This is a genomic window from Arthrobacter sp. Y3223164, from assembly GCF_059091005.1.
Genome location: NZ_JBNHGF010000005.1, coordinates 1 through 22,730, shown reverse-complemented (window position 1 = coordinate 22,730; position 22,730 = coordinate 1). Strand labels below are relative to the sequence as shown.

At 59.7% G+C, this 22,730-nt stretch carries 16 protein-coding genes, 1 tRNA gene and 3 pseudogenes; 8 read left to right on the top strand and 12 right to left on the bottom strand.

The genetic code is table 11. From position 1 onward, the window contains the following. Nucleotides 1–87 precede the first annotated feature (87 nt). The gene (locus tag AC5RUJ_RS00975; protein ID WP_494128230.1) at nt 88–1,467 is read right to left on the bottom strand and encodes a stealth conserved region 3 domain-containing protein; all 1,380 of its coding nucleotides are present in this window, start codon (nt 1,465–1,467) and stop codon (nt 88–90) included. A 387-nt stretch (nt 1,468–1,854) separates the two neighbouring features. Between AC5RUJ_RS00975 and AC5RUJ_RS00970 the strand changes: the two genes are divergently transcribed. The 4 genes and pseudogenes from AC5RUJ_RS00970 to AC5RUJ_RS00955 all read left to right on the top strand — a co-directional run bounded on the left by AC5RUJ_RS00970 (nt 1,855) and on the right by AC5RUJ_RS00955 (nt 7,284). Beyond that, nucleotides 1,855–3,966, top strand: a complete 2,112-nt coding sequence (locus AC5RUJ_RS00970; RefSeq protein ID WP_494155549.1) for an acyltransferase family protein — start codon at nt 1,855–1,857, stop codon at nt 3,964–3,966. An 812-nt stretch (nt 3,967–4,778) separates the two neighbouring features. After that, nucleotides 4,779–5,063: pseudogene (locus AC5RUJ_RS00965) on the top strand (IS110 family transposase); the annotation flags it as partial. Nucleotides 5,064–5,477: 414 nt separating this feature from the next. Then, on the top strand, nt 5,478–6,062 hold the full coding sequence (locus tag AC5RUJ_RS00960) for a hypothetical protein (protein WP_494128261.1): 585 nt from the start codon (nt 5,478–5,480) through the stop codon (nt 6,060–6,062). Next, nucleotides 6,011–7,284, top strand: a pseudogene (locus AC5RUJ_RS00955) (IS110 family RNA-guided transposase). Before AC5RUJ_RS00960 ends, AC5RUJ_RS00955 begins: the two are co-directional and overlap by 52 nt. Before the next feature lie 85 nt (nt 7,285–7,369). On the opposite strand, the gene AC5RUJ_RS00950 reads toward AC5RUJ_RS00955, so the two are convergent. Then, nucleotides 7,370–7,831 (bottom strand): FAD synthase family protein, encoded by a 462-nt coding sequence (locus AC5RUJ_RS00950; protein ID WP_494128232.1) that lies wholly within the window; start codon nt 7,829–7,831, stop codon nt 7,370–7,372. Between the two features lie 457 nt (nt 7,832–8,288). Between AC5RUJ_RS00950 and AC5RUJ_RS00945 the strand changes: the two genes are divergently transcribed. Continuing rightward, on the top strand, nt 8,289–9,839 hold the full coding sequence (locus AC5RUJ_RS00945) for a stealth family protein (RefSeq protein WP_494128233.1): 1,551 nt from the start codon (nt 8,289–8,291) through the stop codon (nt 9,837–9,839). Between the two features lie 970 nt (nt 9,840–10,809). On the opposite strand, the gene AC5RUJ_RS00940 is transcribed toward AC5RUJ_RS00945, so the two are convergent. The 8 genes from AC5RUJ_RS00940 to mptB all read right to left on the bottom strand — a co-directional run bounded on the left by AC5RUJ_RS00940 (nt 10,810) and on the right by mptB (nt 20,114). Further along, complete coding sequence (locus AC5RUJ_RS00940) at nt 10,810–13,509, bottom strand: glycosyltransferase (RefSeq protein ID WP_494128234.1); 2,700 nt, start codon at nt 13,507–13,509, stop codon at nt 10,810–10,812. 99 nt (nt 13,510–13,608) lie between these two features. After that, nucleotides 13,609–14,508, bottom strand: a complete 900-nt coding sequence (locus tag AC5RUJ_RS00935) for a glycosyltransferase family 2 protein (RefSeq protein WP_494128260.1) — start codon at nt 14,506–14,508, stop codon at nt 13,609–13,611. Nucleotides 14,509–14,513: 5 nt separating this feature from the next. Next, nucleotides 14,514–15,287, bottom strand: a complete 774-nt coding sequence (locus AC5RUJ_RS00930; RefSeq protein ID WP_494128235.1) for a CDP-alcohol phosphatidyltransferase family protein — start codon at nt 15,285–15,287, stop codon at nt 14,514–14,516. A gap of 47 nt (nt 15,288–15,334) precedes the next feature. Continuing rightward, on the bottom strand, nt 15,335–16,408 hold the full coding sequence (locus AC5RUJ_RS00925; RefSeq protein WP_494128236.1) for a glycosyltransferase family 2 protein: 1,074 nt from the start codon (nt 16,406–16,408) through the stop codon (nt 15,335–15,337). Further along, the gene (locus tag AC5RUJ_RS00920; RefSeq protein WP_493999919.1) at nt 16,408–17,199 is read right to left on the bottom strand and encodes an ABC transporter ATP-binding protein; all 792 of its coding nucleotides are present in this window, start codon (nt 17,197–17,199) and stop codon (nt 16,408–16,410) included. The genes AC5RUJ_RS00925 and AC5RUJ_RS00920 overlap by 1 nt, the downstream gene beginning before the upstream one ends. Continuing rightward, nucleotides 17,183–18,031 (bottom strand): ABC transporter permease, encoded by an 849-nt coding sequence (locus AC5RUJ_RS00915; RefSeq protein WP_494022955.1) that lies wholly within the window; start codon nt 18,029–18,031, stop codon nt 17,183–17,185. Before AC5RUJ_RS00915 ends, AC5RUJ_RS00920 begins: the two co-directional genes overlap by 17 nt. 85 nt (nt 18,032–18,116) lie before the next feature. Then, the gene (locus AC5RUJ_RS00910; RefSeq protein WP_494128237.1) at nt 18,117–18,545 is read right to left on the bottom strand and encodes a DUF3224 domain-containing protein; all 429 of its coding nucleotides are present in this window, start codon (nt 18,543–18,545) and stop codon (nt 18,117–18,119) included. Between the two features lie 36 nt (nt 18,546–18,581). Then, nucleotides 18,582–20,114 (bottom strand): polyprenol phosphomannose-dependent alpha 1,6 mannosyltransferase MptB, encoded by a 1,533-nt coding sequence (gene mptB, locus AC5RUJ_RS00905; RefSeq protein WP_494128238.1) that lies wholly within the window; start codon nt 20,112–20,114, stop codon nt 18,582–18,584. A gap of 210 nt (nt 20,115–20,324) precedes the next feature. Between mptB and orn the strand changes: the two genes are divergently transcribed. The 3 genes from orn (at nt 20,325) to def (ending at nt 21,849) form a co-directional block, all read left to right on the top strand. Further along, the gene (gene orn / locus AC5RUJ_RS00900; RefSeq protein WP_493999923.1) at nt 20,325–20,939 is read left to right on the top strand and encodes an oligoribonuclease; all 615 of its coding nucleotides are present in this window, start codon (nt 20,325–20,327) and stop codon (nt 20,937–20,939) included. A gap of 151 nt (nt 20,940–21,090) precedes the next feature. After that, a tRNA-His gene (locus tag AC5RUJ_RS00895) sits at nt 21,091–21,163 on the top strand. A gap of 113 nt (nt 21,164–21,276) precedes the next feature. Beyond that, a complete protein-coding gene (gene def, locus AC5RUJ_RS00890; protein ID WP_494073824.1) occupies nt 21,277–21,849 on the top strand; it encodes a peptide deformylase in 573 nt (190 codons plus the stop codon). A 68-nt stretch (nt 21,850–21,917) separates the two neighbouring features. Here def and AC5RUJ_RS00885 read toward each other — a convergent pair whose 3' ends face one another. Next, nucleotides 21,918–22,118 carry a hypothetical protein gene (locus AC5RUJ_RS00885; protein WP_493999925.1) on the bottom strand — a complete coding sequence of 67 codons (201 nt, stop codon included), beginning with the start codon at nt 22,116–22,118 and terminating at the stop codon, nt 21,918–21,920. A gap of 188 nt (nt 22,119–22,306) precedes the next feature. Next, nucleotides 22,307–22,730 (bottom strand): annotated as a pseudogene (locus AC5RUJ_RS00880) (glyceraldehyde-3-phosphate dehydrogenase); the annotation flags it as partial.

Sequence of the window (22,730 nt, the reverse complement as noted above, 5' to 3'; positions counted from 1 at the left end):
CTGAATCCCTGCACCACAAGGACGTGGGCTGGATCCGGGCGGAGACCGTGAACCACAGCTGCAGAATACTGCCTCGCTGCTGAAGTTTTAGCGCTCGGAAATCTTCCCGCGCCGATGCATCGCCTCTGCCTGTAAGCCGACCGATGGCAGAGACGGCGTCTCGAATGATGCCGGCTCGTGATTCCATGGGGGTTCGCTCTCGAAAGTACTAGCGACGGGAAAATACGCATTCAGGAAACTGCGGGTCAGCGAGTCCACCTTTCGCGTATCCTTGCCGGTGCTTGCAACCTCGTTGAGGCAGAACACGTCCGCGTCTCTGCGCCGCAACAACCGCAGGAGCTTCGCCTGCGCAGACGGATCGTTGATGTCACAATAGCGGTAAGACAGTTCCCCGGGAACAGCTGCACCGATGGCGAAACCGTAGTAGTGAGCTAGGGACGACGTCACGGAAAGATCAGACGGATCCCTGAATCTACTCCGCTGCGTCCTGAAAAGTTCTTCCGGATGCTCCTGTTCCAGTCTGGAAAGGGTACTGACTCGTTGCGGATGGGCTGCATGTTGAAACTTGCGCTCCACAGTCCTGCCGAAGGCCGCCTCCAGCAGCGCGCGGTTGTTCTTCGCCGCGCTGTCCACGGGCAAGTCGTCCACCGAACTTGGCGCGTAATCCACGGTCTGTTCGGACAGGAAGAATTTGGCCAGCCCATTGCCGTGGAAGAACAGTTCCGGAGTCACCGGCCGCCCAAAGAATACGTCGTCGTTCAGGTAAAGAAAGTGTTCGCTCAGTCCGTCAATGTGGTGCAGCTGGGACTCGATAGCGTGCGAGTTGAAGGTTGGTAACGCGCTCGCGTCAGAAAAGATTTCCCGGTGATCCACCACCGTGATCCGGCTGTTGGACGTGTCCAGCCACGGGGGCGTCTGTCCCGCGGTCACCAAGTACACGTGATTGATCCAAGGGGCGAAGTAATCCAGCGACCTGAGCGAGTAGCGCAGTTCGTCGCGCGACGCGTAACGCGCTTCGTTTGCCGCTGTATCATTCCTGCTCGTAGGATCCGTCTGGGCTAGCATCTGTGCTTTGCTGCGCTGCCACTGGGGGTCATCGCCGTCCACCCATGTGTACACCGCGTCGATCGGGAAGTCGACAGAGGTCAACAACCCCTTTTCTGGCCGTCCCGCTTCGCGCGGCACGATCTTGATGCCCAACTGATGGTCGCCCAGGAGTCGGTTTTTGTGTCCCACCGCTTCAAAAACTGTTGATAACGCTGGCGTCCACTCCGCGGTCACCGGCTTGGTTTCGTCGTTGGTCCTGATGTAAAACGGCCGGGCGCCGGCCGCAGATTTGATCGCGTCAGCTGCGGAAGACCAATGAGCGCTAGGGACGTCCACCACAGTGGGAATGCCAGCTTCAGTACGCAGAACCCGGTGGTCCACTTGGGCCCCCTCGAGCGCTTCCAAGACGATGTCGGTCACTTCCCCAAGCAAGTTCTTCGCGGAGAAACGATCGACACTCCGGACTACTCGAGGCGGGAAGTTACATGAACTACGCCGTAGTCTTGAAGAACAAAACGAAGCCGAGAGGGCGGGGAAGAGACCGCGCGGGGCAGCGCCGCCGCTGTAGGCTTGGAAGACAGCGTGTATCACTCTTTGCGGAACGGCCGATGCCACACGGCCTTTGAGTCCGGTGAGCATGGGCTCCTTCCCGACAGCGTCTTCCGCTGCTACTAAACGACCCCTCGTGCTGCCGCTCCACGGCGCCAACGTCTGCTCTAGCCTAGCAACCCTCTCCGAGTCTCCCGCACAGTGTGGTGGCGCGAATGCGCTCAATCTCTTGGATAGACTGTTCGTTGTTATTCCTATGTGATTGCCAGGAGCCCGACCATCGCTCTAAAAGCCTTGCCTAGAACCGTCAACCTGCCAGCGAAGGCCGGCACCGGGCTTCGTCTGGACATCCAGGGCCTACGTGCCATTGCCGTGGCCCTGGTGGTTGTCTACCACCTGTGGCCCGACCGGTTGACCGGCGGGTTTGTCGGTGTGGATGTCTTCTTCGTCATCTCGGGCTTCCTGATTACCTCCCATCTGGTGAGGCGACCGCCAATGGACTGGCATGGGCTGACTGCGTTTTGGGGGCGCAGGATCCGCCGGCTCCTGCCGGCAGCGTTCGTCGTCCTAGCGGCCACCGCTGTCGCTTCGAGACTGGTGGCGCCGCCGACGCAATGGGGCGCGATGGCCAAAGAGATCATCTCCTCGGCACTGTATGTGCAGAACTGGGTGCTGGCCGGCAGTTCGGTCGACTATCTGGCCGCGGAGAACGCCCCGACTCCCACCCAGCATTTCTGGTCCTTGTCGGTAGAGGAGCAGTTTTACCTCCTCTGGCCAGTTCTGGTGCTCGTCGTGTTCTGGTTCGCGGGAAAGCGGTCGTTGAACGCCCGGCGCCTGCTTCTGGCGGCAGTTGCCGCCGTCGTGGCCCTATCCCTTGCCTTCTCGGTAACCGCCACTGCTGCTGAACCCGGCAGCGCTTACTTCATCACGCCCACCCGGATGTGGGAATTGGGAATGGGCGGACTGGTGGCACTGGTGGCCCCGGCCGTAGCAGAACACCTGCCCGGTACCGCGCGTGCAGCCCTGGCGTGGGTCGGCATCGCTGCAATTGTTTGGGCGGGAGTGTTCTACACCGGAGCAACACCGTTCCCCGGTTATACCGCTTTGCTGCCTGTCCTGGGCAGCGCGCTGGTAATCTTTGCCGCTGCTGAGGGAAGGTTTTCCCCCACCCGCCTTGTGCGAAATCGCCCGGTCCAATGGCTGGGCGCGGTTTCCTACTCGGTTTACCTATGGCATTGGCCCTTAATCGTTCTTCTGCCGTACGTCAGCGGCGGTGAACTCGGCTGGCTCGACAAGTCGCTGATTCTGGTTGCGACGCTGGTGCTGGCAGGACTCAGCAAGACGTTCGTTGAGGACCGCTTCCGGTTCCCCTCGGGCAACAATGGTCTGGCGCCCACGTACCGATTCGCTGCAGTGGGCATGGTGCTCCTCACGGCAGTGGGCGGCGCGCAATTAGCAGAGGTTAACCACCGCACCTCACAGGCTGAACAACAGCTCGCTGCCATGGTGAATAACGGTGATCCTTGTTTTGGTGCCGCCGCCATCGCCAAGGGGTTTGACGAATGCGTCCCGGATTCCAATGCGCCGGTAGTGCCCGAGCCAGCGCTGGCCAAAGACGACAAATCCGACGCCTACGCCGACGGCTGCTGGTCGAACCAGCCGTTTACGGATCGCCCTGTATGCACGTATGGGGACGGGCCCACCAAAGTCGCGCTTGTCGGAAATTCGCACGCGGGACAATGGCTACCCGCGCTGCAATTGCTGGCTGAGCGCAATGACTGGACAGTCTCAACCTTTTTAATCTCACAATGCAACCCGACATCTGTCCTCCTGCAGTTTGACACTGCAGAGAAGACCGCCAATTGCGCCGCCTACGGCGATTGGGTCATGGACCAAACGAAGGGGAAATCCTTCGACTTGATCATAACGTCGGAACGGCAGTCGGTCCCAGTCCTGAACGAATCGTGGGACCGTACGGAAGAACTAGCGATTGCTGGCTACCGAGATTATTTGTCGCAGTGGGCTGACAGCGGCGCTAACGTCCTAGTCATTAAGGATCCGCCGTTCCCCGGAAATACAATCGATTCCATTCCTGATTGTTTAGCTGAACACCAGAGGAACCCACATAAATGTTCGGGCACACCGGATGAATGGCATTGGATGGACCCGATCACGACGGCAGCATTGCAACTAGAGGATCCCAAGATCAGTACTGTGAATATGGATCGATACTTCTGCGCGGACGGAAGGTGTCCGGCAATCGTTGGATCTGTGGTCACCTATTTCGATGCCTCGCACATCACTGCGACGTACGCAGAGACGCTTGCACCGTATTTAGAGCGCCCAATACTGGCGGCTATGCAGCGATAAATACGCTTAATGCTCACTGTCGTGCAAGGTGAGGGGGTTTTTCATGCTGTCCTCTTCTTCGGCCGCGTATCAGCACGGCACCGGCACGCCACTGGCTTGCCATGATGACGTGCAACGACGGTTCTAAGCCGGGGCCTCGGACTTGGAAGAACTGCACGCTTTGCCTTGAAAACGGCCCGCAGAAAGCGGGCCGCGCGAGCGGCGCGAGCTTAACCCCTAAGCGGTCAGTGGGAGCGTCACTCTGTGCCCGTGCCTATCCCGGGCTGCTCTTTCACTTCGATGAAAACACTCTCTACCGCAGGTGGGGCACCAGGGCCCTGCGCCTGTAGTGCCATAGCAACACCCCGTTGTACCGCACCGTGTCGTTGGCCAGGGTGCAAGAACCGTAGGAGAATGAGCGCGGGGTCTCCGAGCACTTCCGGTGGCTGCATGCCCATTTCGCTCGTGACTTGATCCCGGGTCGGGCGCCCCGGACCGCGGCAAATTTGGGCTGGTTCCCGACCCGGGGACGCCGCACCGTACCGCTGGGGAGCCGCTCACACAGCCTGATATCCAGATGTTGTAGCCCAGCCCGCTCCGGCATGTTAATACAGAAGCCACCGACTTGATAGCGCATGGGTCGCTACGGTTCTCCGTTTGATCGGAAGCTAGGCCGGATTCGGGGCTAGGATTCCGAGGCTTGCCATGATATCCGCGCTCTTTGGTAGCACACCGCCACCCCTTACCTAATGGGATGTGAGGGAGCCAGATGAGGACTTCCCGTTAATGGGCAGATGGACACCACGACATCGCACTCGTAGATCAACAGGGCCGTGGCCTCGCAAAGGATTGAAGATACGGCCGCTGGTCTGGCGGAACTACTGGGCCTGCTCTGCACCCACGGAGACCAAGTTGGAAACCGCGTCCCGATGGCCATCGAAACCACACGCGGCCTCCTCGTCGCGGCTCCGCAATCAAGCGGTCGGGACGTCTACGTTATCAACCCCCTGGCCGTGGCCCGCTACCGCGAATGGCGCACAGTCTCTCGCAAGGAATCCGACGCCCAAGAGGCCGCGGCACTGGCCAACATCCTGCGCACCGACCGCCACTCCCACCGGCCTATGCCTCGGGGATTTGGAACTGGCCCAGGCCATTGCCGTACTGGCACGAGCGCAACAGGACGCAATCTGGTACCGGCAGCAGCAGGCCAGCCGCATCCGTTCCCTCCTGCGCGAATACTATCCGTCGGCACTGAAGGCCTTCCCCCACGCTGCAGACCTCAGCATTCCGGCCGCCAGGCTCCTGCTCCGCACCGCACCGCACCGCACCGCACCGCACCGCACCGACACCGTCGCAGGCCGCCGGCCCGACCCGGCTCGGCTGATGCGGATCCTCCTCAAGTCCGGCCGGACCCGGAACATCGATGCCACCGTCGCCCGTCTCCTCCCGATCCTCCGCGAAGACGCGATGCACCACCGTGCCCCGGCGATTGGTTCGAGGCCGCGGAAGCTGGTGAGGATTCCTGCATCCGGATGCCTGCCAAAGAGTTCTTCGACGGCCAGGGGCAGGGCGTCCAGGCCGTCGCAGGCGGCGTCGAGCTGGCCGAGCAGGGCGGTGAGCTGGGCTTCGGAGGCGGCTTCCACGCCGGGCGGTCGGCGGCGGCGAGCCTGTTGTTCTTCACCCGTCTGGCCAAGACGGTGAGTGACTTACTTCGGGCACGGGTCACCGGCGCTGCCCCGGCGTTGGCCTTGTGCGCGCCTGCGCTGGCGAACCGGGTGCGGTCATCGCCGATTTCGGCCAAGATGGTGATGGTCTTTGATCACCCTGCCTCCATACATCAATCCAGCACGAAAGCTGACATGTCCTGCGGCGGCAGAGTTCGGCATCCACGTTACGGCCGGCCTGCCGTGGTCAAAGCTTCGGCTGGTCTTGTCCCCATCAGCGATCCTCTGGCGCCCATCGGATCCCATGGCAACACCCCCAGACCATGGAACGGCTGGGGGCAGGCATCCTGCCGGGGCCGAGAGACCAGCACCAAAATCCCGGGCTGCGAGAAATCGTCGACGTGTTCATCGGCCTTGACGTCGGCAAGAGCAACCTTCACGCCGTCGCGCTAAACCGTGACGGCAAGAAACTGCTAAACAAGGCACTACCCCAGGACGAGGGCAAACGGCGCGAGATCATCGCCTCCCTTACACGGCACGGAATTTTGCAGCTGGTGGTGGACCAGCCGGCCACAATCGGTGCCCCGCCGGTCGCCGTGGCCCAAACCGAAGGCATCGTGGTTGGTTTCCTGCCCGGGCTGGCGATGCGCCGTATCGCTGGGCTGCCTCCGTGCGAGGCCAAGACCGACACCCGGGACGCGGCCATCATCGCCGATGCTGTCATGCCACACATCCTGCGCGCCATCGCCTTAGCCGATGAAGAGGGCCCGCCGAGCTGTCGATGCTTTGCGGCTTCTACGATGACCTGGCGCAGCAGGCCACTTCCAATCGGATTCGGGGGCCTGATGACCCAGATCCGCCCTGCGCGTAGATGTGGAAGGCGAAGCTGTCCCCGCGGCCTGAGCTGTCCGCTGCTAGACAACTGTCCGCGGACCGTCACGCGGCGGGCCAGCCTGTTCAGGCGCTCACACCAGGACTGTCAACAGTCATCAAGAACGAAGGAGCGGCCGATCCCGTCCGTTGGAGCGGGCGATCGGACCATATCAGGACCATCCGGCGATGGCCGAATTGCTGGTTAAATATCCCCACCCCCGATGCCCTGCGAAAGGCCGGCCGGACCCTGGTGGCCGCGCTGCTGGCAAAGTTCGCACCGCGGGCCGACAAGCGCTGGCCGCGCAACTGGTGCAGCTGCAAACTTCCTGCGCCCAGTTACTGACTCGCGTCGAACAACTCGTGGAGGTCCACCCTCTTTCGTCCTAACCTCCATGCCGGCGGTCGGAGTCAGGACGAAGCACGGATCATCACCGAAATCATCGGCAAGGAATTGCCTCAAAAGGGCATCTGGCTTCGTACTCCGGGTTCGCACCGGTGACCTAGAGATCGGGCGCATCAATCCGCGGAGACCATCCGTCGAAGACGGGCAACAAAGTCATCAAACGCGCACTGTTCCTCTCCGCCTTCGCCGCGCAGAAGGACCCGTTTCACGCGACTACTACGACCGGAAACGCACCGAGGGTTAACGCCATAACCAAGCCTTGATCGCTTGGCTAGGCGCCGCTGCCATGTCCTCTCCGCCGCGCTCGGCGACATGACCCTCTACGAAACACCCCAGCTCAAGGCAGCCTCACCCCTTGATGAAGAACATAGGGCCCCCACACAGTCAAATGTCACCTAGATACGGCTTTGTTCGGGCCATGACGTTTGACACTCTTACACGAGGCGAACTTACGCAACCGCACGAAGTCGGTCGGAACGAACTACTAGGACAGCTCCTTCACGATCTGGCTGATGCTGTCCAATGTGCGCTTGAGTTCCTCCACGTGTCGCTCATCGAAAGCGCTCAGCACACGCTTCAATTCAGTCGTGGAGATGCCAGAAGTTCGCGGAAGATAAACGACTTCTACTTTGTCTTCCAGATCGTCGAACTTTCCCTTCCAATCCTCTCCGATCCCAAAGACGTTCGCCCCGTACTTCTCGATGTCCGAGCGCTTTTGCTCCCAGTTCTCCTCCGGGATCGCTTCGGAGACGTATCGGATGGAGCTAACGATTGCGATGCGCTGCTCGAACGGCACTACGGGCTTCTTACCCTTGATGGCATTGAACTCGTCGGTGGAAACGCCCACGATCAACCGATCCCCCAGCCCACTGAGCCGCTTGAGGATGTTCAGATGTCCAATGTGGAAGAGATCAAAGGTGCCGTACGTGAGTACTGTCTTGCCCAAAGTGATCCTTGTCTCGGGTCAGGGGGTGGGAACTAAGCTCCATACTAGACGCCTCGGTTCATACGCTGTTAGGCAGGAAGCTGGCCAATGTCGGCCTGCTAGCATTGACTGCTGGACTCCGGTTCACCAGATCTCGAAAATTCGAGCCCTACCGAGCGAAGGAACAACCGAAGGTAACCATGTCTTTCAGTGGAAGATACTTCATGCGGCCGCAGGAATCGTCAAACAGGCAGCATCACCCAGATCCTGCCGAAACTGCCCTCTCTACCCCCGCTACCCCACTCGAGACACGATGAGCTCCACCAACACCGAGGCCATACGAAAAATCATTCGAAAGTCAGGAGCGACTCGGACGCTTCGTGGTGCGCTTGGACCGGAAGTATACCGACATTTTCGCAAATCGGTATCCGGGATTGCATCCTCAGTCGTAGTACGGCGCGTACCCAGGCAGCGAATCATGGCAGAGAAGCGACTGCTGCAACTGGACGAGACTTTGTTCCGGTCCGAGGGTGTCCTTCGGAGACCGCTCGGCTCACGCATGCCCCTGCGTATCCGAAAGTTTCACCTCGACATGGTCTCGGAAATCTTGTCCTCTGCCGGCATCGAGTGGTTCGTGGTCAGGAACGATTCCCGTACACGCTTCACCATTGCTGTTCAGGAATCCGACCGAAGCAAGGTCGTTGATTCCCTCAGTCGCGGGCTGCGGGACCAAGCTGTATACGTACAAGACAGCAGCGAGCCGGTGACCGACCGCAGATTGCATCTGGCTGGTAGTCTCAACCAGGTCGACATCGCGCACAGCGCCAAGGTTTTACGATTTGCAAGCTTCTTCGAAGACCGCAAGACGAAGTTCCGGACGGCCATGGGCTACGGGTGCGACGTCGAGTTCTGGCTACAGGACTCCTTCAACCCAGCTAATATGCTCGCCCCGCGAAGAAATGCCGCAGCGCAGCTCATTACGGTCAACGAGCTGCGTCCGGAAACCGTCACGATTGATGGCGACAACTATCCCACGTACTCGATCTTCAATCAGCGTATGCTCGACGACGTCACTTTCCCCATAGATGCCGTATATACCTGGGTGGACGGCGATGATCCCGACTGGATCGAATCTAAACGCCGATTAGAGGCGAAGCTGCAAGGCGTTGAGTACCACGAGGAAGCAAACCACGCCGCCCGCTTCAGGTCTCGGGACGAGCTGAAGTATTCGCTTCGATCCTTGGAAATGTACGCCCCGTGGTTCAGGAAGATTTTCCTCGTAACGAATGGCCAAAAACCGACTTGGCTCCAATTAGAGCACCCCCAGATCGAACTGGTAACGCATGAAGAGATCTACGACGACAAGTCGTGTCTGCCCACATTTAACAGCAACTCGATCATCTCTCGCCTTCACCACATCCCTGATCTTAGCGAACACTACGTGTATATAAACGATGACGTTTTCTTTGGGCGGCCGGTATCACCTGATCAGTTCTTTTTGCCCAGCGGACTTGCTAAAGTTTCCCCCGCGAATAACCGCCGCCCATTTGGCGAACCGAGCGTGTTGGATGAACCGCACATCAACCTAACACGGAACATGCGGGTACTTCTACAAGACGCGTTCGGCATCACCGTCTCGAGGGCTATTAAGCACACTCCACACCCCCAATTACGGAGCGTCCATCTGGAGATGGAGGAGCGGTTTGGAAAACATTTTAGGGAGACTTGGTCAAGCCACTTCCGGCACCACGACGATATCGTCGCAGACCAACTGTTTCATTATTATGCCCAGATCACGGGTAAGGCTGTCCCTGGGACATTGCGGTATAACTACATAAACGTGCTAGACGACGCTTATACCGGGGTCCTCAAATCAACGCTCGCGTACCGCGACAGGGACACCTTCTGCCTCAACGACGCGCCGGTACCCAACGCCACTCCCATCCCCGACACGACCGTCATGGAGTTTCTCGAGAATTATTTTCCCATTCAAAGTTCTTATGAGATCTCCGAGTCGCGGCGAACCTGACTGTCAGAGCGGCACCCAAGGGGGAGTGAACCTCTCCCCCGAGCTCAAACATGCGACGGCTTTGCAATGGAAAGGATGCTATGGTCCCATATTGCTCCAGCCGATTCATGCCGGATCGTAGCCTGTCACCACATGCAGCAAACTCGTCCGGGCACGCGTCGCTAGCGATTTTATCCGTACAGCCGCGAGCTCCTCGACTTCCCTGTGGTCGGGACGGGTAAGAATCAGGGCTTCGATTTCCTTCCAACAACGCAAAACTGTGCGCCAGAGCCTTGTTGTCTCAGCCTGGGCAGTTTGTTCGACCAGTTCCTGGAGCCGATTCTTCGCCGCCGCAGCGTCCTTGAGAGCCAGTGTGGAGTAACGCGCCCAGAAGGTGTCAGCGGTGCATCGTTCGCGCTAGCCTTTTGATTTCCCGGGTCATCCGTTCCCGGGTTCGAGGAGCATGTTCTTCCGAGCAGGACAGGTGGAAGGCGTGCGTCTACTGATCGGTGCGAGGCAGCCACATCCGCAGGGCCTTGTGGGACGCCCCAGACTGGCTCTACTTGGTTGTGTGATTCACGCCCATGATGGATGAAAGTACCAGACAACGACACCACTGATCGCATCTGATCGAGGATGCCTGTCAGCCCTGCCCAGGATTCCTTGGCCATATACCGCGTGGTTCGTAGCAGTAACGCGGCTTCCAAAGTAAAGAATCGTCAAGATTACGGTAAATCACCTAACCGCACAAATGTCGAGAGCCGACGCAATCCGTCGCCGACCGTCAAGTGACAATTCATGGCATGAGGACCGAAAAGTGCGACGATGTGTTCGCCGCCACCCTGGAAGCATGAAGCATGGTATGGACGCAAACAGGCAGAGCAAGCAGGATAGGCCTTCGTAATCACGATTCGCCATTCTCGTCGCGGGAATGCCAATTTAGATGATCGTCTCTATCCTTCGTGCGCCCTTCCGCTCTCGAGCCAAATATCTACAATTCCGCGGTTGCCGCCTTGGGCTTAGTGCCAATAACAGACGCAACTTCCGCGAAGCCTCGAGGAGTCTGCAAGTTACGCATCTCATTGAATACTCTCAAAGAGTTATTTTGGTCCCGCGCGGGGAATGTTCGGCGCCTGCGCTGTTCATACACCTGATGCTCACCATCTTCCAGATTTTTTAGGACCGCAGCGCGTGCAGCCTCATGCGTCATGGTCAGAGGCCCAAACCCGTCACTCGCGTAGTCAAAGTATCCAGGGTTGTATGTATGCCCTCCTCTTAACACTCGTTCGCTATCAAATTGGTAATAGACAACCGGAATATCGACGTATGCAGCATCAAAAGCGGTTGAGGAATAGTCGGTAACCATCAATCGTGTCTCAGCAAGCAAATCCGCAAATGGCATGTCGTCCCAGCCGATCACTTCAACTTGTGAAGGAAGAGACATGTGCTGCACCAGATGCGCCAGATTCGGATGAGGCAGAAATGTGACTGTCAGGCGTTCACCATCGATAACGGAGGACTGACTGAGTGCGCTGCAAATTCGGCGCCAAAGGGCAACATACTCTGAATTGAAAAATTCGGCATTGGCCTCCTCGATTGCACCCGGACGACTCGGAGGAACCAACCAATTCCGCCAAGTCGGTGAGATGAGAACGCGGTGAGGCCGTGCTACGCGTTTTCGCGACTCGATTAAAGCGTCATGCCGCGGGAACCCAGTCAACTTAACCTCTTTGCCGGAGAACTTATAAGGGGAAGAATCTCCTGCTATGGATTCGTACTCGGGATGCGTTGCCGTAATCAGCAAATCGATGCGCTTGGTGTTGAACCACTGCGAGAGGTCATCTTTGGTGATTCCATGCTGCAGGAAGGTAAATTTCCAAGGCATGACTCCGTATAGCTTTTGGGGAAGAGGGTTAGTGACGAACTGATCCAAATGCGAACTTGCATAATGGGCGGCGTTCAGGAGGGCAACCTTCCACTCCAAAGTCCCATATGCAAGAAGGTTAAATCCTTCCGCTTCCAGCCTGTCCCAATCTGAAGAAGACCGTTCGAGTATGAAATAAGCTTTGACTTCTCGATGATTCCGCAGCACGAACCGGTATAAATGTTCCGCGTTGTCATTGGCTCTGTCTGTCCTATCCATGAACAGCCATGATCCTGCGAACTTTTTTCGATTTTTCGCGGAACCGGCTATATTCCGGACTAGCACGGGGTTAGGCTCCTTGGAATCCCGTTGGCTCCGAAGAACAACCGGGGATAATACCGCTTCAGAAAATCTGCGCAGAGCGGTGATAGCGCTGGATGCGGCCAGCGGGGAGCGATACTTGGAGCTCACTGCTTCACTCACTTTAGGTGGAGACGCCAGCGCGCCGAACTCCCTCTTTACCGAGTACGGCCGCATCACATACGTTGGGTAGGAAGCTGATCGCAGGACAAGGGGCATTGCGGTGCCGGCGACCTGGAGACTAAACACACCCGTCGACGGGATCCATATGTAACGCCGATAGAACAGGGTGCGCCCGAAGTACTTGACGCTCTGAGATTTCGACCAAATCGGATCAATGAGAAGGCCTTTGACTCGAATCTCTTCTGCTGGTGCCTCTCCGGAGTACTGGTACTGCAGGAGCGTGAGGTGTTGGTCTGAGTCGAGGCGCTCAACCACCACCTCCGTAGGACGACTTTGAGGATTCTTGTAGCCTAATAGCAAGAGATCCCGTAGCTCCCGGTCAGTTGGCATTACGTCAAAACCAAATACGGCCTCTTCGGAAACCTCCTGCATGATCGTTTGAATCAAACCGTGGAACCGCCTTGTTACTCCTTCGGACAGAAGCTTGGACGGCGAACCGGCGCGACGGTATCCCCGAAAATACCACAGAATATCGTATAGAAGCATTAGTTGTAGCCAGAGGGGAACGTACCCGATAAGCCGGTTGGCAATGCTGAGGAGATCTAGGTGACCTTTCTCCAAAACCTCGGTGTATTTCTCGGGACGAAGCGCGCTTAGTTGGACAGAAGAATTTCCTGCTTCGCGCTTCCGGTAGTAGTAAATCGCCTCAGAGATATACCCGATCGTCGGCTTTTCCTGATGCAATAAGTAGCTGGCCACGAGATGGGCGTCCTCGAAGCTGAACCGCAGATCCTCGTTGAACGCTAGCCCACTCTCGATAAGCCTAAGTCGGTTGACAACAGCCGTTGCTCCACTCAAGTGGAAAAAGTCCGGTGACCTGTCGAGGTCAACAGTTCTCGTACCATCCCTGAATCTCTTTCTCAAAGGATGACTGTCGGAAATTTTTCCAGCTATCTCATTGTTGACCATCAGTCGGGTGGCGAACATCGAGGCGGTACCCTTTTTGTCTGCATTGATGCGATCGACAATGACCTTTAAATAATCATCGTTGAAGTAATCGTCGGGGTCCGGAAACGTAACCCACGGCCCAGTGGCGACCTTCATTCCAAGGTTACGAGCACTGGCCTGGCCGCCATTGTCCTTCTCAAGCACCAGCACGTTATGATCCGTGTTCTCGGCCCAATCCTTCAGGATCTGTAGCGACTCATCAGTTGAACCGTCGTCAACGAGAATGATTTCGACAGAACCCCTAAGAACTGTCTGTCGGTCTAAAGATGCGAAGAAATCTACGAGATAATTCTCGACGTTGTATACGGCACTAACTACGGAGAGTAAAGGATTCATACAGAGGTTCCTGATTTTATTTGTTGGAAATGCGCTCGGACCCATGCGGGCCAGACGATGGGTGTCTGAAGTTTGGCGTTGATTTGACTTCCTGATTGACTAAACGACCACAAGCCTACCGTTTCGAGCCATGAGCCATATCGTCTTCCATTTCACCTTGGTTTGCGTCTCATCGTTATGCCAAGGACTCGTTCCCCATCCAGCCAACCAACCAGCGAACCATGGTCGAAGGTTTCGGCAATCAGACCGAGAACGATAGATCTGGAGTATGGTCCAAGAGATGACGTAGATCCAAGAGATTGGCCAAGGAAGATTTCTCCTGGCCAGCCAGACTCGATTTCGGGCGTTGAGACGGTAGAACTCTTCGTGCCGGCGGGGATCGATGACTGGATGCCCTGCGCGGAGGTTTCCCGCGTACCACGTCCGGAATCCCGTGTCCCAGACGCGCCATGCAAACTCGATGCCTTCGTGGGCATACCAGAAGGTCGACGGCCACCCGGGGGTCTTATCGAACACGTCTCGACGCATGGCAATCGCCATCTCCACCACCGAGAAGACGTTGCTCGAGTGGTAAGGGCTGCCCTTGCGCAGCCTGGGAATCCAGCGCTGCGGCGCATCAGGACTCTCGGGATCCTCGATCCGCGGTTGGATCATACCGATGTCCGGTTGCTCTTTGAACAGCTTGGCGCATTGGGCAAGGAAATCGTCATCAAGGAGCCAGGCGTCGTCGTCGAGGAAGAAGAGGTACTCCCCTTTGACGTGGGGAACGCCAGCGTTCCGCCCAGCGGGGATGCCGATGTTCTCCTCGATATGCAGCGTTTTGAAACCGGCCGGCACGTCTTCCGGATCCCAGCCATTGCCCACCACTACGACATCCAGCTTCACCCCTTGCTGCCGTTGCAACGTTTCATATCCTCGTTGCAGTTCGGCAGGGCGTGTGCCTTGGGTAAGAATGACCACCCCGAAGGTCGGTTCCTGGGGGTTCATGTCTTGTTGCATGCCGCTCACTTCCGCAGCCTAGGCGAGGCCATGATGGCGACGAAATGGCCGATATTTACGAACAGGACCGCGGGCACCAGGACGAAGAGCAGCCAGCGCTCCCCCGTTACCTGCTGACCGGCTGCTACCGACACGATGGAGGCGGCCAGGACCAACAGACTCATCTCCACCGAATGCAACACCCGGTGGAAGGGCAGGAACCGGGCAAGCCGACGGAGCCTGCCGACGAAGGACGTGGCGGGAACGGCTTTCGCCTCTGCCGTATCTGGGAGCTTGTCCATCCCTGCCAACGCCCGGGAGGCGTGCACCATCTCGTTTTGAGCCTTATTGAGGACGATCAGGAACGCCAGCAGCGCACCGAGGAACAGATAGAGGTAGGCCTGCCCCGGATCGCGGCTCAGCAGGCCCAACTCTCCCAGGCACCGCAGCCCGAGTGCGATGGGAATCAGCCCCTCGGTCGTGTAGTGGCCGATTTTGTCAAGGAAGATGCCTTTGGGGCTTTGAGTGCCGCGCCACCGCGCGACTTCCCCATCGCTGCAGTCGAAGTACAACTGCAGTTGCGAGAAGAAGACCGCGAGCAACGGCCCCCAGATTCCCGGAACCAGCAGCGATGCGGAAATTGCCCACCCCGACAGAATCATCAGGCCTGTGACACCGTTCGCGGAGATCGGGGTGCGGACGAGGACGCTGGTGAGGTAGATGGAGATATGCCTTAAGTAGAGCTCGGCGGTCCAATGCTCAGCGTTTTTTCTGCTCCGGACCTCTGGCGGCTGGGCCACAGAGCGGAGCTGCTCCAGGGTAGGGCGCGCCGGCCGCTGAACGGCCGTCACGACTTCCTCCGGCTGGTATCTACGGCGCCTGCCGCTCCGAACAGCCGTCCGCGGAGATATCCCAGCCCCCAGCTGATGTGGATTCCTGGCAGCACCGCCAGCAGCCGCAGTCGTTCGGGTCGGCCAAGGTCGCCTGGCATGCTTGCAGAGGCGAAAGTGACACCCGCCCCGTAAAACGCGGGGACGGCGGCCGCTGCGCCCGCCAGAAGCCGCAGGCTTGCCGGCCACGTCTTGGCCGTGCCGGTGGCGAGCATGCTGGCGGAGGCAACGCCGACGCCCAACGCGGCCACCAGTACTGGCGGCAGGAAGTGCCTGACGGATTTTCCTTCCTTGTGCCGGTTAGCCAGCTCTGCCCGCCAGATGCCCGCGGCGTAGAACTGCCGGACCAGTTTTCCCCACTGCGCGCGCGGCCAATAGACGACCTTCAGCTCCGGGTCGAACCAGACCGTGTAGCCGGCTTGGCGCAGGCGCAGGCACATGTCCCAGTCCTGGCCCCGCCACAGCGTCTCCTCGAAAAATCCGACCTCGTCGAAGACCTCGCGTCGGAAGACGCCGAGATAAGCGGATTCTGCCGGTCCCTCGGGTGCCCCGCTGTGATACGCAGCCCCACCAAGTCCCAAGGGCGATACATAGGCAGCTGCGACTGCCCGCTGAAAGGGAGTCTTGCCTCGGGCGTCCATGAGCCCCCCGACATCAGCCGCACCGGTCCGCCGCAGCGTTGCCACCCCGCGCTTCGTGTAGTGAGGCTCTAGTTCCGTGTGTGCGTCCACCCTGACAACGACCGGATGACTCGAGGCTTGAAGGGCAAGATTCAGTCCGGCCGGGGTACGGCCGGTGGGGCTGTTGACGCTGCGTAAGCGCGGTTCCCGCGCCTGCAGGTCCGCCACGATCCGGTTAGTCTCATCCGTTGAAGGCCCCAGCGCCAGAACCACTTCCTTTGGCCCGGGGTATTCCTGGTTTAGGATGCTGCGGACCGCGTCCTCGATATGCGCCGCTTCATTGAGGACGGGCATGATGTAGGACACGCCAGGGTACTCCTCCAGCGGAGGCAAGACGGATGCCGAAGTCACTATTTCCTGGACTCCTTGTAGGCGTCCACGACTTCTCTCGGGTCGCCGTCCATTTCCAGCACGCCTTTATTGATCCAGATGACCCTGCTGCAGGTATCCAGTATCGATTTCATCGAGTGCGAGACAAGGAAAACGGTACCGGCGTTCTCGCGTATCTCACGGATGCGGGCCTCGCTTCTCTGCCGGAATCGTTGGTCACCGACCGCAAGTGCTTCATCCACGATGAGGATCTCGTGCTGCTTGGAGGCGGCGATGGCGAATTTCAGCCGCGCCTGCATGCCGGATGAATAGGTCCGCATGGGAAGGTCGATGAACTCTTCCAACTCGGCAAACTCGACGATGTCGTCCCGGAGCCCGTTGATCTCCTGCTTGGAGAACCCCAGCGCGAGTCCGCCCAATTGGATGTTCTTCTCCCCCGAGAGGTCCGGGATCAAGGCCGCCCCCACGCCCAGCATGTTCGGACGGGAGGAGGCGTAGACGGCACCCTGTGCTGGAGGCGTCAGCCCGACGAGCGTGCGCATCAGCGTGGATTTGCCGGATCCGTTCGAGCCAATGACCCCGATGGATTCATTTTCGTAGGCGGTGAAGGAGATTCCCTTCAGGGCGTGGACTGTACGGAGCCTGCCGGCTCCCCGCTGCAGCAGCGATCGCCCGGTGCCCTTGACCGGCTTTCCGCCGGCATGGACGTAGTACTTCACATGCAGATCATCGACGACGACCACGGGTTTACGGGCGGCGCCGGCCGCATCTGTGCCCATCAACGCTTCTCCAGTCTTAGTCGACTCGGCCATACCGCTCCTCAGCTACCCAAAAGAACAAGACTCCGGCAACGAAGACCGCTACGGACCAGACGGAAAAGTAGAGCCAGTAGATCGGATCGTAGTCCATAGCCGGCATGAGAATCCCCCGGGCGATGGAGAGGATTTCATGCAGCGGGTGGAAGTCGAACAGCGCGATGGCCCAAGGATGCGATGCCAGGATGCGGTCGATGGAAAACAGAACGCCCGAGGTGTAAAAGAGGATCCGGGTGACGAGCGGGAGTAACTGGGTCAGGTCCCTGACGTGGACCGTGAGTCTGGCGCCGATCAAAGCTACGCCCAGGTTGAACACCGTGAAGATAGCAACCAGCGGAATGATCAGCAGCCATTCCACACTGATCGGCGCACCCAAGATCAGGATGTACACGAACATCACGGCGAGCATTGGCACGAGTGTCATCAGCTGCTGGATCACGGTGGAGACGGGCAGCGTTATCCGTGGGAAGGCCAGGGACTGCACCAAGGCGCCGTTCCCTGTGATCGATTTGGCGCCGTTGTTCATCGAGGTGGAAAAGAACTCGAAGAGGAACACGCCGATCACCACATACATCGGGAAGTTCTCCGGCCGGCTGGCCCCCTGCAAGATACCGAAGATCGCGCCGTACAGGAGAGCGTTCAGTGTGGGTTTGATGAACACCCAGAGCATGCCCAGTCGGTTGCGCTGGTTTGACGCCTCGATCTTGTACCTCGCCATGGCGATGGCGAAGTCACGACGGGTCCATGCTTCCGCGAGATAGCGGAAAAGCGAAGGGCGGGCACCGACTCGGTGGAGGCGGTTCTCGCTCGCATATTCGGCAAGGCTCATGCCAGGTAGTTTCCCTTACTTACAGGTGGACGGTGGCGTCGCCACCCCTGAGGGACCGGCGGTGCACCTACCGAGTTTAGATGATTCAGCCCCGAACCGCGGATTCGCCCTCCCGGAAGAAAAGGCGCAGTTCAAGGCTGTGCTGGCCCGCGGCGTCCTGGACGTAGATGGCTTTCCCCCCAATTCCCTCCAGCGCTCCCGTGCCCGAGCCCGGAATGATGTGCCCGTCGCTCGCGGCAGCCTCGCCCTCCGCGAGGCCCCAGTGCTGGATCACCATCGTGCCTTCGCGGCCATCGACGGAGCCGGTGAAAACTTCGGAGGCAACGTATCCGGCTCCGGTGCTGTTGCCGGCCATCAGCAGTTCTGCGCGGCTGGTGCCTGTGATCAATCCGTCAAATACTTTGGTCACGCGGACCCGGCTCAGGTCCGAGCTTGTTCCCTCGACTTCGTAGGGTTCCGGCACCCAATCGGTGACGTCGAAGTCGGCGGCGATGATGTGTTCGGCGTCGGTCATGATGCCCTGTTTCTCCTAGATCGGTTGCCGAGCGCGTCAGAAGAGTCGCTGGTCATGAGAGTCGGCGTATTTCTTGCGGAAGAGCTTGCGGGTTTTCGGATCCAGAAACACCAGATACAGCGCGAAGGCCACGGCAACGATGCAGGCGAGGAGCCGCGCCATGTCGAGGTCGAATTCGATGTAGGGGAAGATGTCCAGCTGATCGGTGATCGCGTAGATCATGAGGAAGGACGTTACGGCGTAGACGGTCTGTACCTGCCAGTCGTTCCGGATCCCGGTGGCCGCAAACAGCGGCAGCAGCCACACGATGTACCAAGGCTGGATCATCGGACCAAGCAACACCACGGCGGCCAGCGCCAGCGCGAGCCGACGAACAATCCGGTCGTAACTGCCGCGGAACATGGTGTAGAGGACAATCAGCACGGCCACGATCCGGCCGCCCGTGTAGACGGCGGACTGCACCATCGCGCCGTCGAATCCCAAGCCGCCGGAGATCAGTCCCAGGAAAATCCCCAGCAGCCCGACCGGGGCGTACCAGATCATCAGGCCGGCTCCCTGCTGGCTGAGGGCCCCGACCCAGCCGAATCCCAGTCCGTTGATCATCCCGAGTATCGCCAGCAGCCCGAAGGAAATCCCGGCGGTCAGGGCCCAGTAGCCGAATTTGCGCGGCCAACTGGCCCCCTTGCCCGCCCACAACAGGCCGACAAACGGCAGGAAGATCAGGGTGATCGGTTTGATGCCAATGGAGAGGGTCACCAGCAGGATGCCCAGCAGGACCCGTCGGTTCGCCGCGTAGTAGAGACCTGCAAGTGCCAGCCCCAGCATCAGGGCGTCGTTGTGGATGCTGGCGATGAAGGTGGTCAGGAACAACGGATTCGCGCAGGCCAGCCACAACGCCCGGTTGGGATTGATGCCGTGCAGTTCGGCGAGTTTCGGTCCGTAGTAGACGCACATTGCGGCACCGGCGATGGCGAGGATCCGGAACATGATGATGGAGTATTCCGGGTGGCCGCCGGTGAGCCAGACGATAAATTCTTCCATCCAGAGAAAGATCGGCCCGTAAGGCGTGGGGCTGCGTGCCCAGAGGTCGTCGGCTCCGGTCTGCAGATAGTTCTGCAGCTGGTCGTACCCGTCCACGTACGGATTGAGGTTGTTGACCATGACTTTGCCTTGGGCAATATAGGCGTAGACGTCACGGCTGAAAAGCGGGATACACAGTGCCAGCGGGGTGCCCCAGGCAACGATGGCGGTGAGCGTTGCCCGCCGCGCGGACTCGCCCCAGACGGTGAACTGCTGGCCGAGCCGCAGCCAGGCCCTGACCAGGATCATGCCTCCGAGGGCGAGCAGGATTACCGAGAGGATCACACCGACCAGTTCCACCCGCAGGAAGATCAGCAGCGGCCAGCGCCGCAGTTCGGACACCGAGGCCAGCCACCCCACGCCCAGCGACCCGAGGAACATCATGATCGAGCCGATGGCGCCCTCGAGGATGCTCCGGGTAGACCGTTCCTTGACTACACTTCCGCTGCGTGAGCTGGAAGGTTCAGTCGCGGGTCTTTGGGCAGTCATCTTCTCGGCGGTCCAATCACTCCGGGGTCAGTACACCTGGTCCGGTGCGGCGCGTGCCGCGGGGGTGGTCTGCACGCCTCGGAACGGTCAGTCGAAGGCAGCGTGGGAGGCACGCCTGCTTGAGGTGCTCTCTGCATGTTAGCACCGGGCCGGCGGCATTCCCTGCCGCCTGTCCCGCGCGCCAGCACGCCGACGCGATACATTTATCGGGTGCCAATCTCTAATGAACATATTGTCTGGATCGACTGCGAAATGACCGGACTGGATCTCGAAGCCGACGCGCTCATCGAGGTCGCCGTCCTGGTCACCGACTCGGAACTCAACATCCTTGGGGAGGGAGTCGACGTCGTCATCAAGCCCACCGCTGAGGCCCTCGCCCAGATGAACGACTTCGTCCGCACCATGCACACCACCTCCAAACTGCTGGACGAACTCCCGCACGGCATGACGATGGCCGAGGCCGAAGACAAAGTGATGGAATACATCACCGAGTGGGTTCCCGAACCCCGCAAGGCGCAGTTGGCGGGCAACTCCGTTGGCACGGACCGGACCTTCCTGGCCCGCGACATGCCCCGCGTCATTGATCACCTGCACTACCGGATCATCGACGTTTCCACGATCAAGGAACTCTCGCGCCGCTGGTTCACCCGGGCCTACTTCCAAGCGCCGGCCAAGAGCGGCGGACACCGGGCATTGGGCGACATCAAGGACTCCATCAATGAGCTCCGTTACTACCGGCAGGCCGTCTTCGTCCCCTCCCCCGGCCCGGATTCGGCCACCGCGAAGAAGATCGCCGCAAGCATCGGCGCCACGTCCGGGGACTAGGATGTTAGCTGCGCCACTTTCGCTGCGGGAATCGCCTAAAGTGGCAAAAGCCAGATGAAAAGCATGTAAACTAGTCTGCGTTGCCTTACTGGTTGGAGACCGGCAGGAACCGCTGGAGCGGGGCCCGTCGGGAGGAACAAGAGGGCACGTGGTGGGTATAGCTCAGCTGGCAGAGCGCCTGGTTGTGGTCCAGGAGGTCGCGGGTTCAATCCCCGTTACTCACCCCGAAGGTCCGGCAGCAGCCGGCAGGCAGAGCCGTCCCGACGCCGGGGCGGCTCTTCGCATGTCCGGCCGTGACGGCGGCGCCTCGCGCCGACATCCTGAGCGAAGGAGAGAAATGACCGTCCGCCCCGTCACTATCACCGGCGAGCCCGTGCTGCACCGCCGTGCAGCCGAGGTCGAAAATTTCGACGACGAGCTCCACGCGATCATCGCAGACATGTTCGAGACGATGGACGAGGCCCACGGCGTAGGACTGGCGGCTCCGCAGATCGGGGTGGGACTGCGGATCTTCACCTATGAATTCGCGAACGACGACGACGTCCCGCCGCGCGGCGTCCTGGTCAATCCCACACTGGTTCTCGGCAAGGTCTCGGGTGCGGAACCCGACCCCGACGAGGAAAACGAGGGCTGCCTGTCCGTGCCCGGGCACAGCTATCCCCTGAAGCGGGCCGAGTGGGCCCGCGTCCGGGGGTTCAACGCAGACGGCAGCCCGGTGGATTTCGAGGCGACCGGCTGGTTCGCCCGGGTGATGCAGCACGAGTACGACCATTTGGACGGCAAGCTGTACATCGACCGGCTCAACGACCGGTGGGGCAAGCGCGCCCGCAAGAACATCAGGAAGGAAGGCTGGGGTGTCCCCGGCAATACGTGGTTGCCGGGAGTCGATCCGGACCCGTTCGGCCACTAGCGTCCGCGCTGTGGGGAAGCGAGATCTTTTTCCTTCGAGGTCTCAAGTCCCCAGCGGCACGATTCGGGTCAGCTGTCCGTGAGACTGGACCGGTGATCCTTTTCGCAGCGGTGCAGGTCTTCCAGCGCGATGTCCCGAAGCCGTTTGAGTTCGTCGACTCGCTTCGACGTCACATTGCCGCGGGCGTAGGCGTCGTGCGCCGCGTCCAGCAGCCGCTGGGCCTCCTTGTAATTGACCTGCGCCCGTTCCCAACGCGTCATCTCTACCATGCGGCCATTGTAGGAACGGCGTCCCCGCAAAGCCATAGCGGCGGCGGCAGTGCGGGCGCCCGCAGCCGGCATGGCCATTCCGATCGCTAACTTAGAAGCGTTCCCGAACCCACCGGCCGGTTAACGACGGAAGCCGGCGGCATTCGCATGCCGCCGGCCCCGCCGTCGTTATTGCCGTCTGAGGGCGATCAGACCGTCTCGGCCACCGGTTCCAGAACGGCCGGGAAGATCTTCGGGTTGACGCCGGCAATCTCCTCAAGCACGCGGACCACCTGGCAGCTGTAGCCGAACTCGTTGTCGTACCAGACGTAGAGCACGGCGTTCTTGCCGCTGGCAATCGTGGCCAGGCCGTCCACGATCCCCGCACGGCGGGAGCCGACGAAGTCGGTGGAGACGACCTCGGGAGAGTCGATGTAGTCGATCTGCTTCCGCAGGTCCGAGTTCAGCGACATGCCGCGCAGGTACTCGTTCAGGCTTTCCTTGGTGGCCTCCTGTTCCAGGTTCAGGTTCAGGATGGCCATGGAAACATCCGGGGTGGGGACGCGGATGGCGTTGCCGGTGAGCTTGCCTTCCAGCTCCGGCAGGGCCTTGGCCACGGCCTTGGCCGCGCCG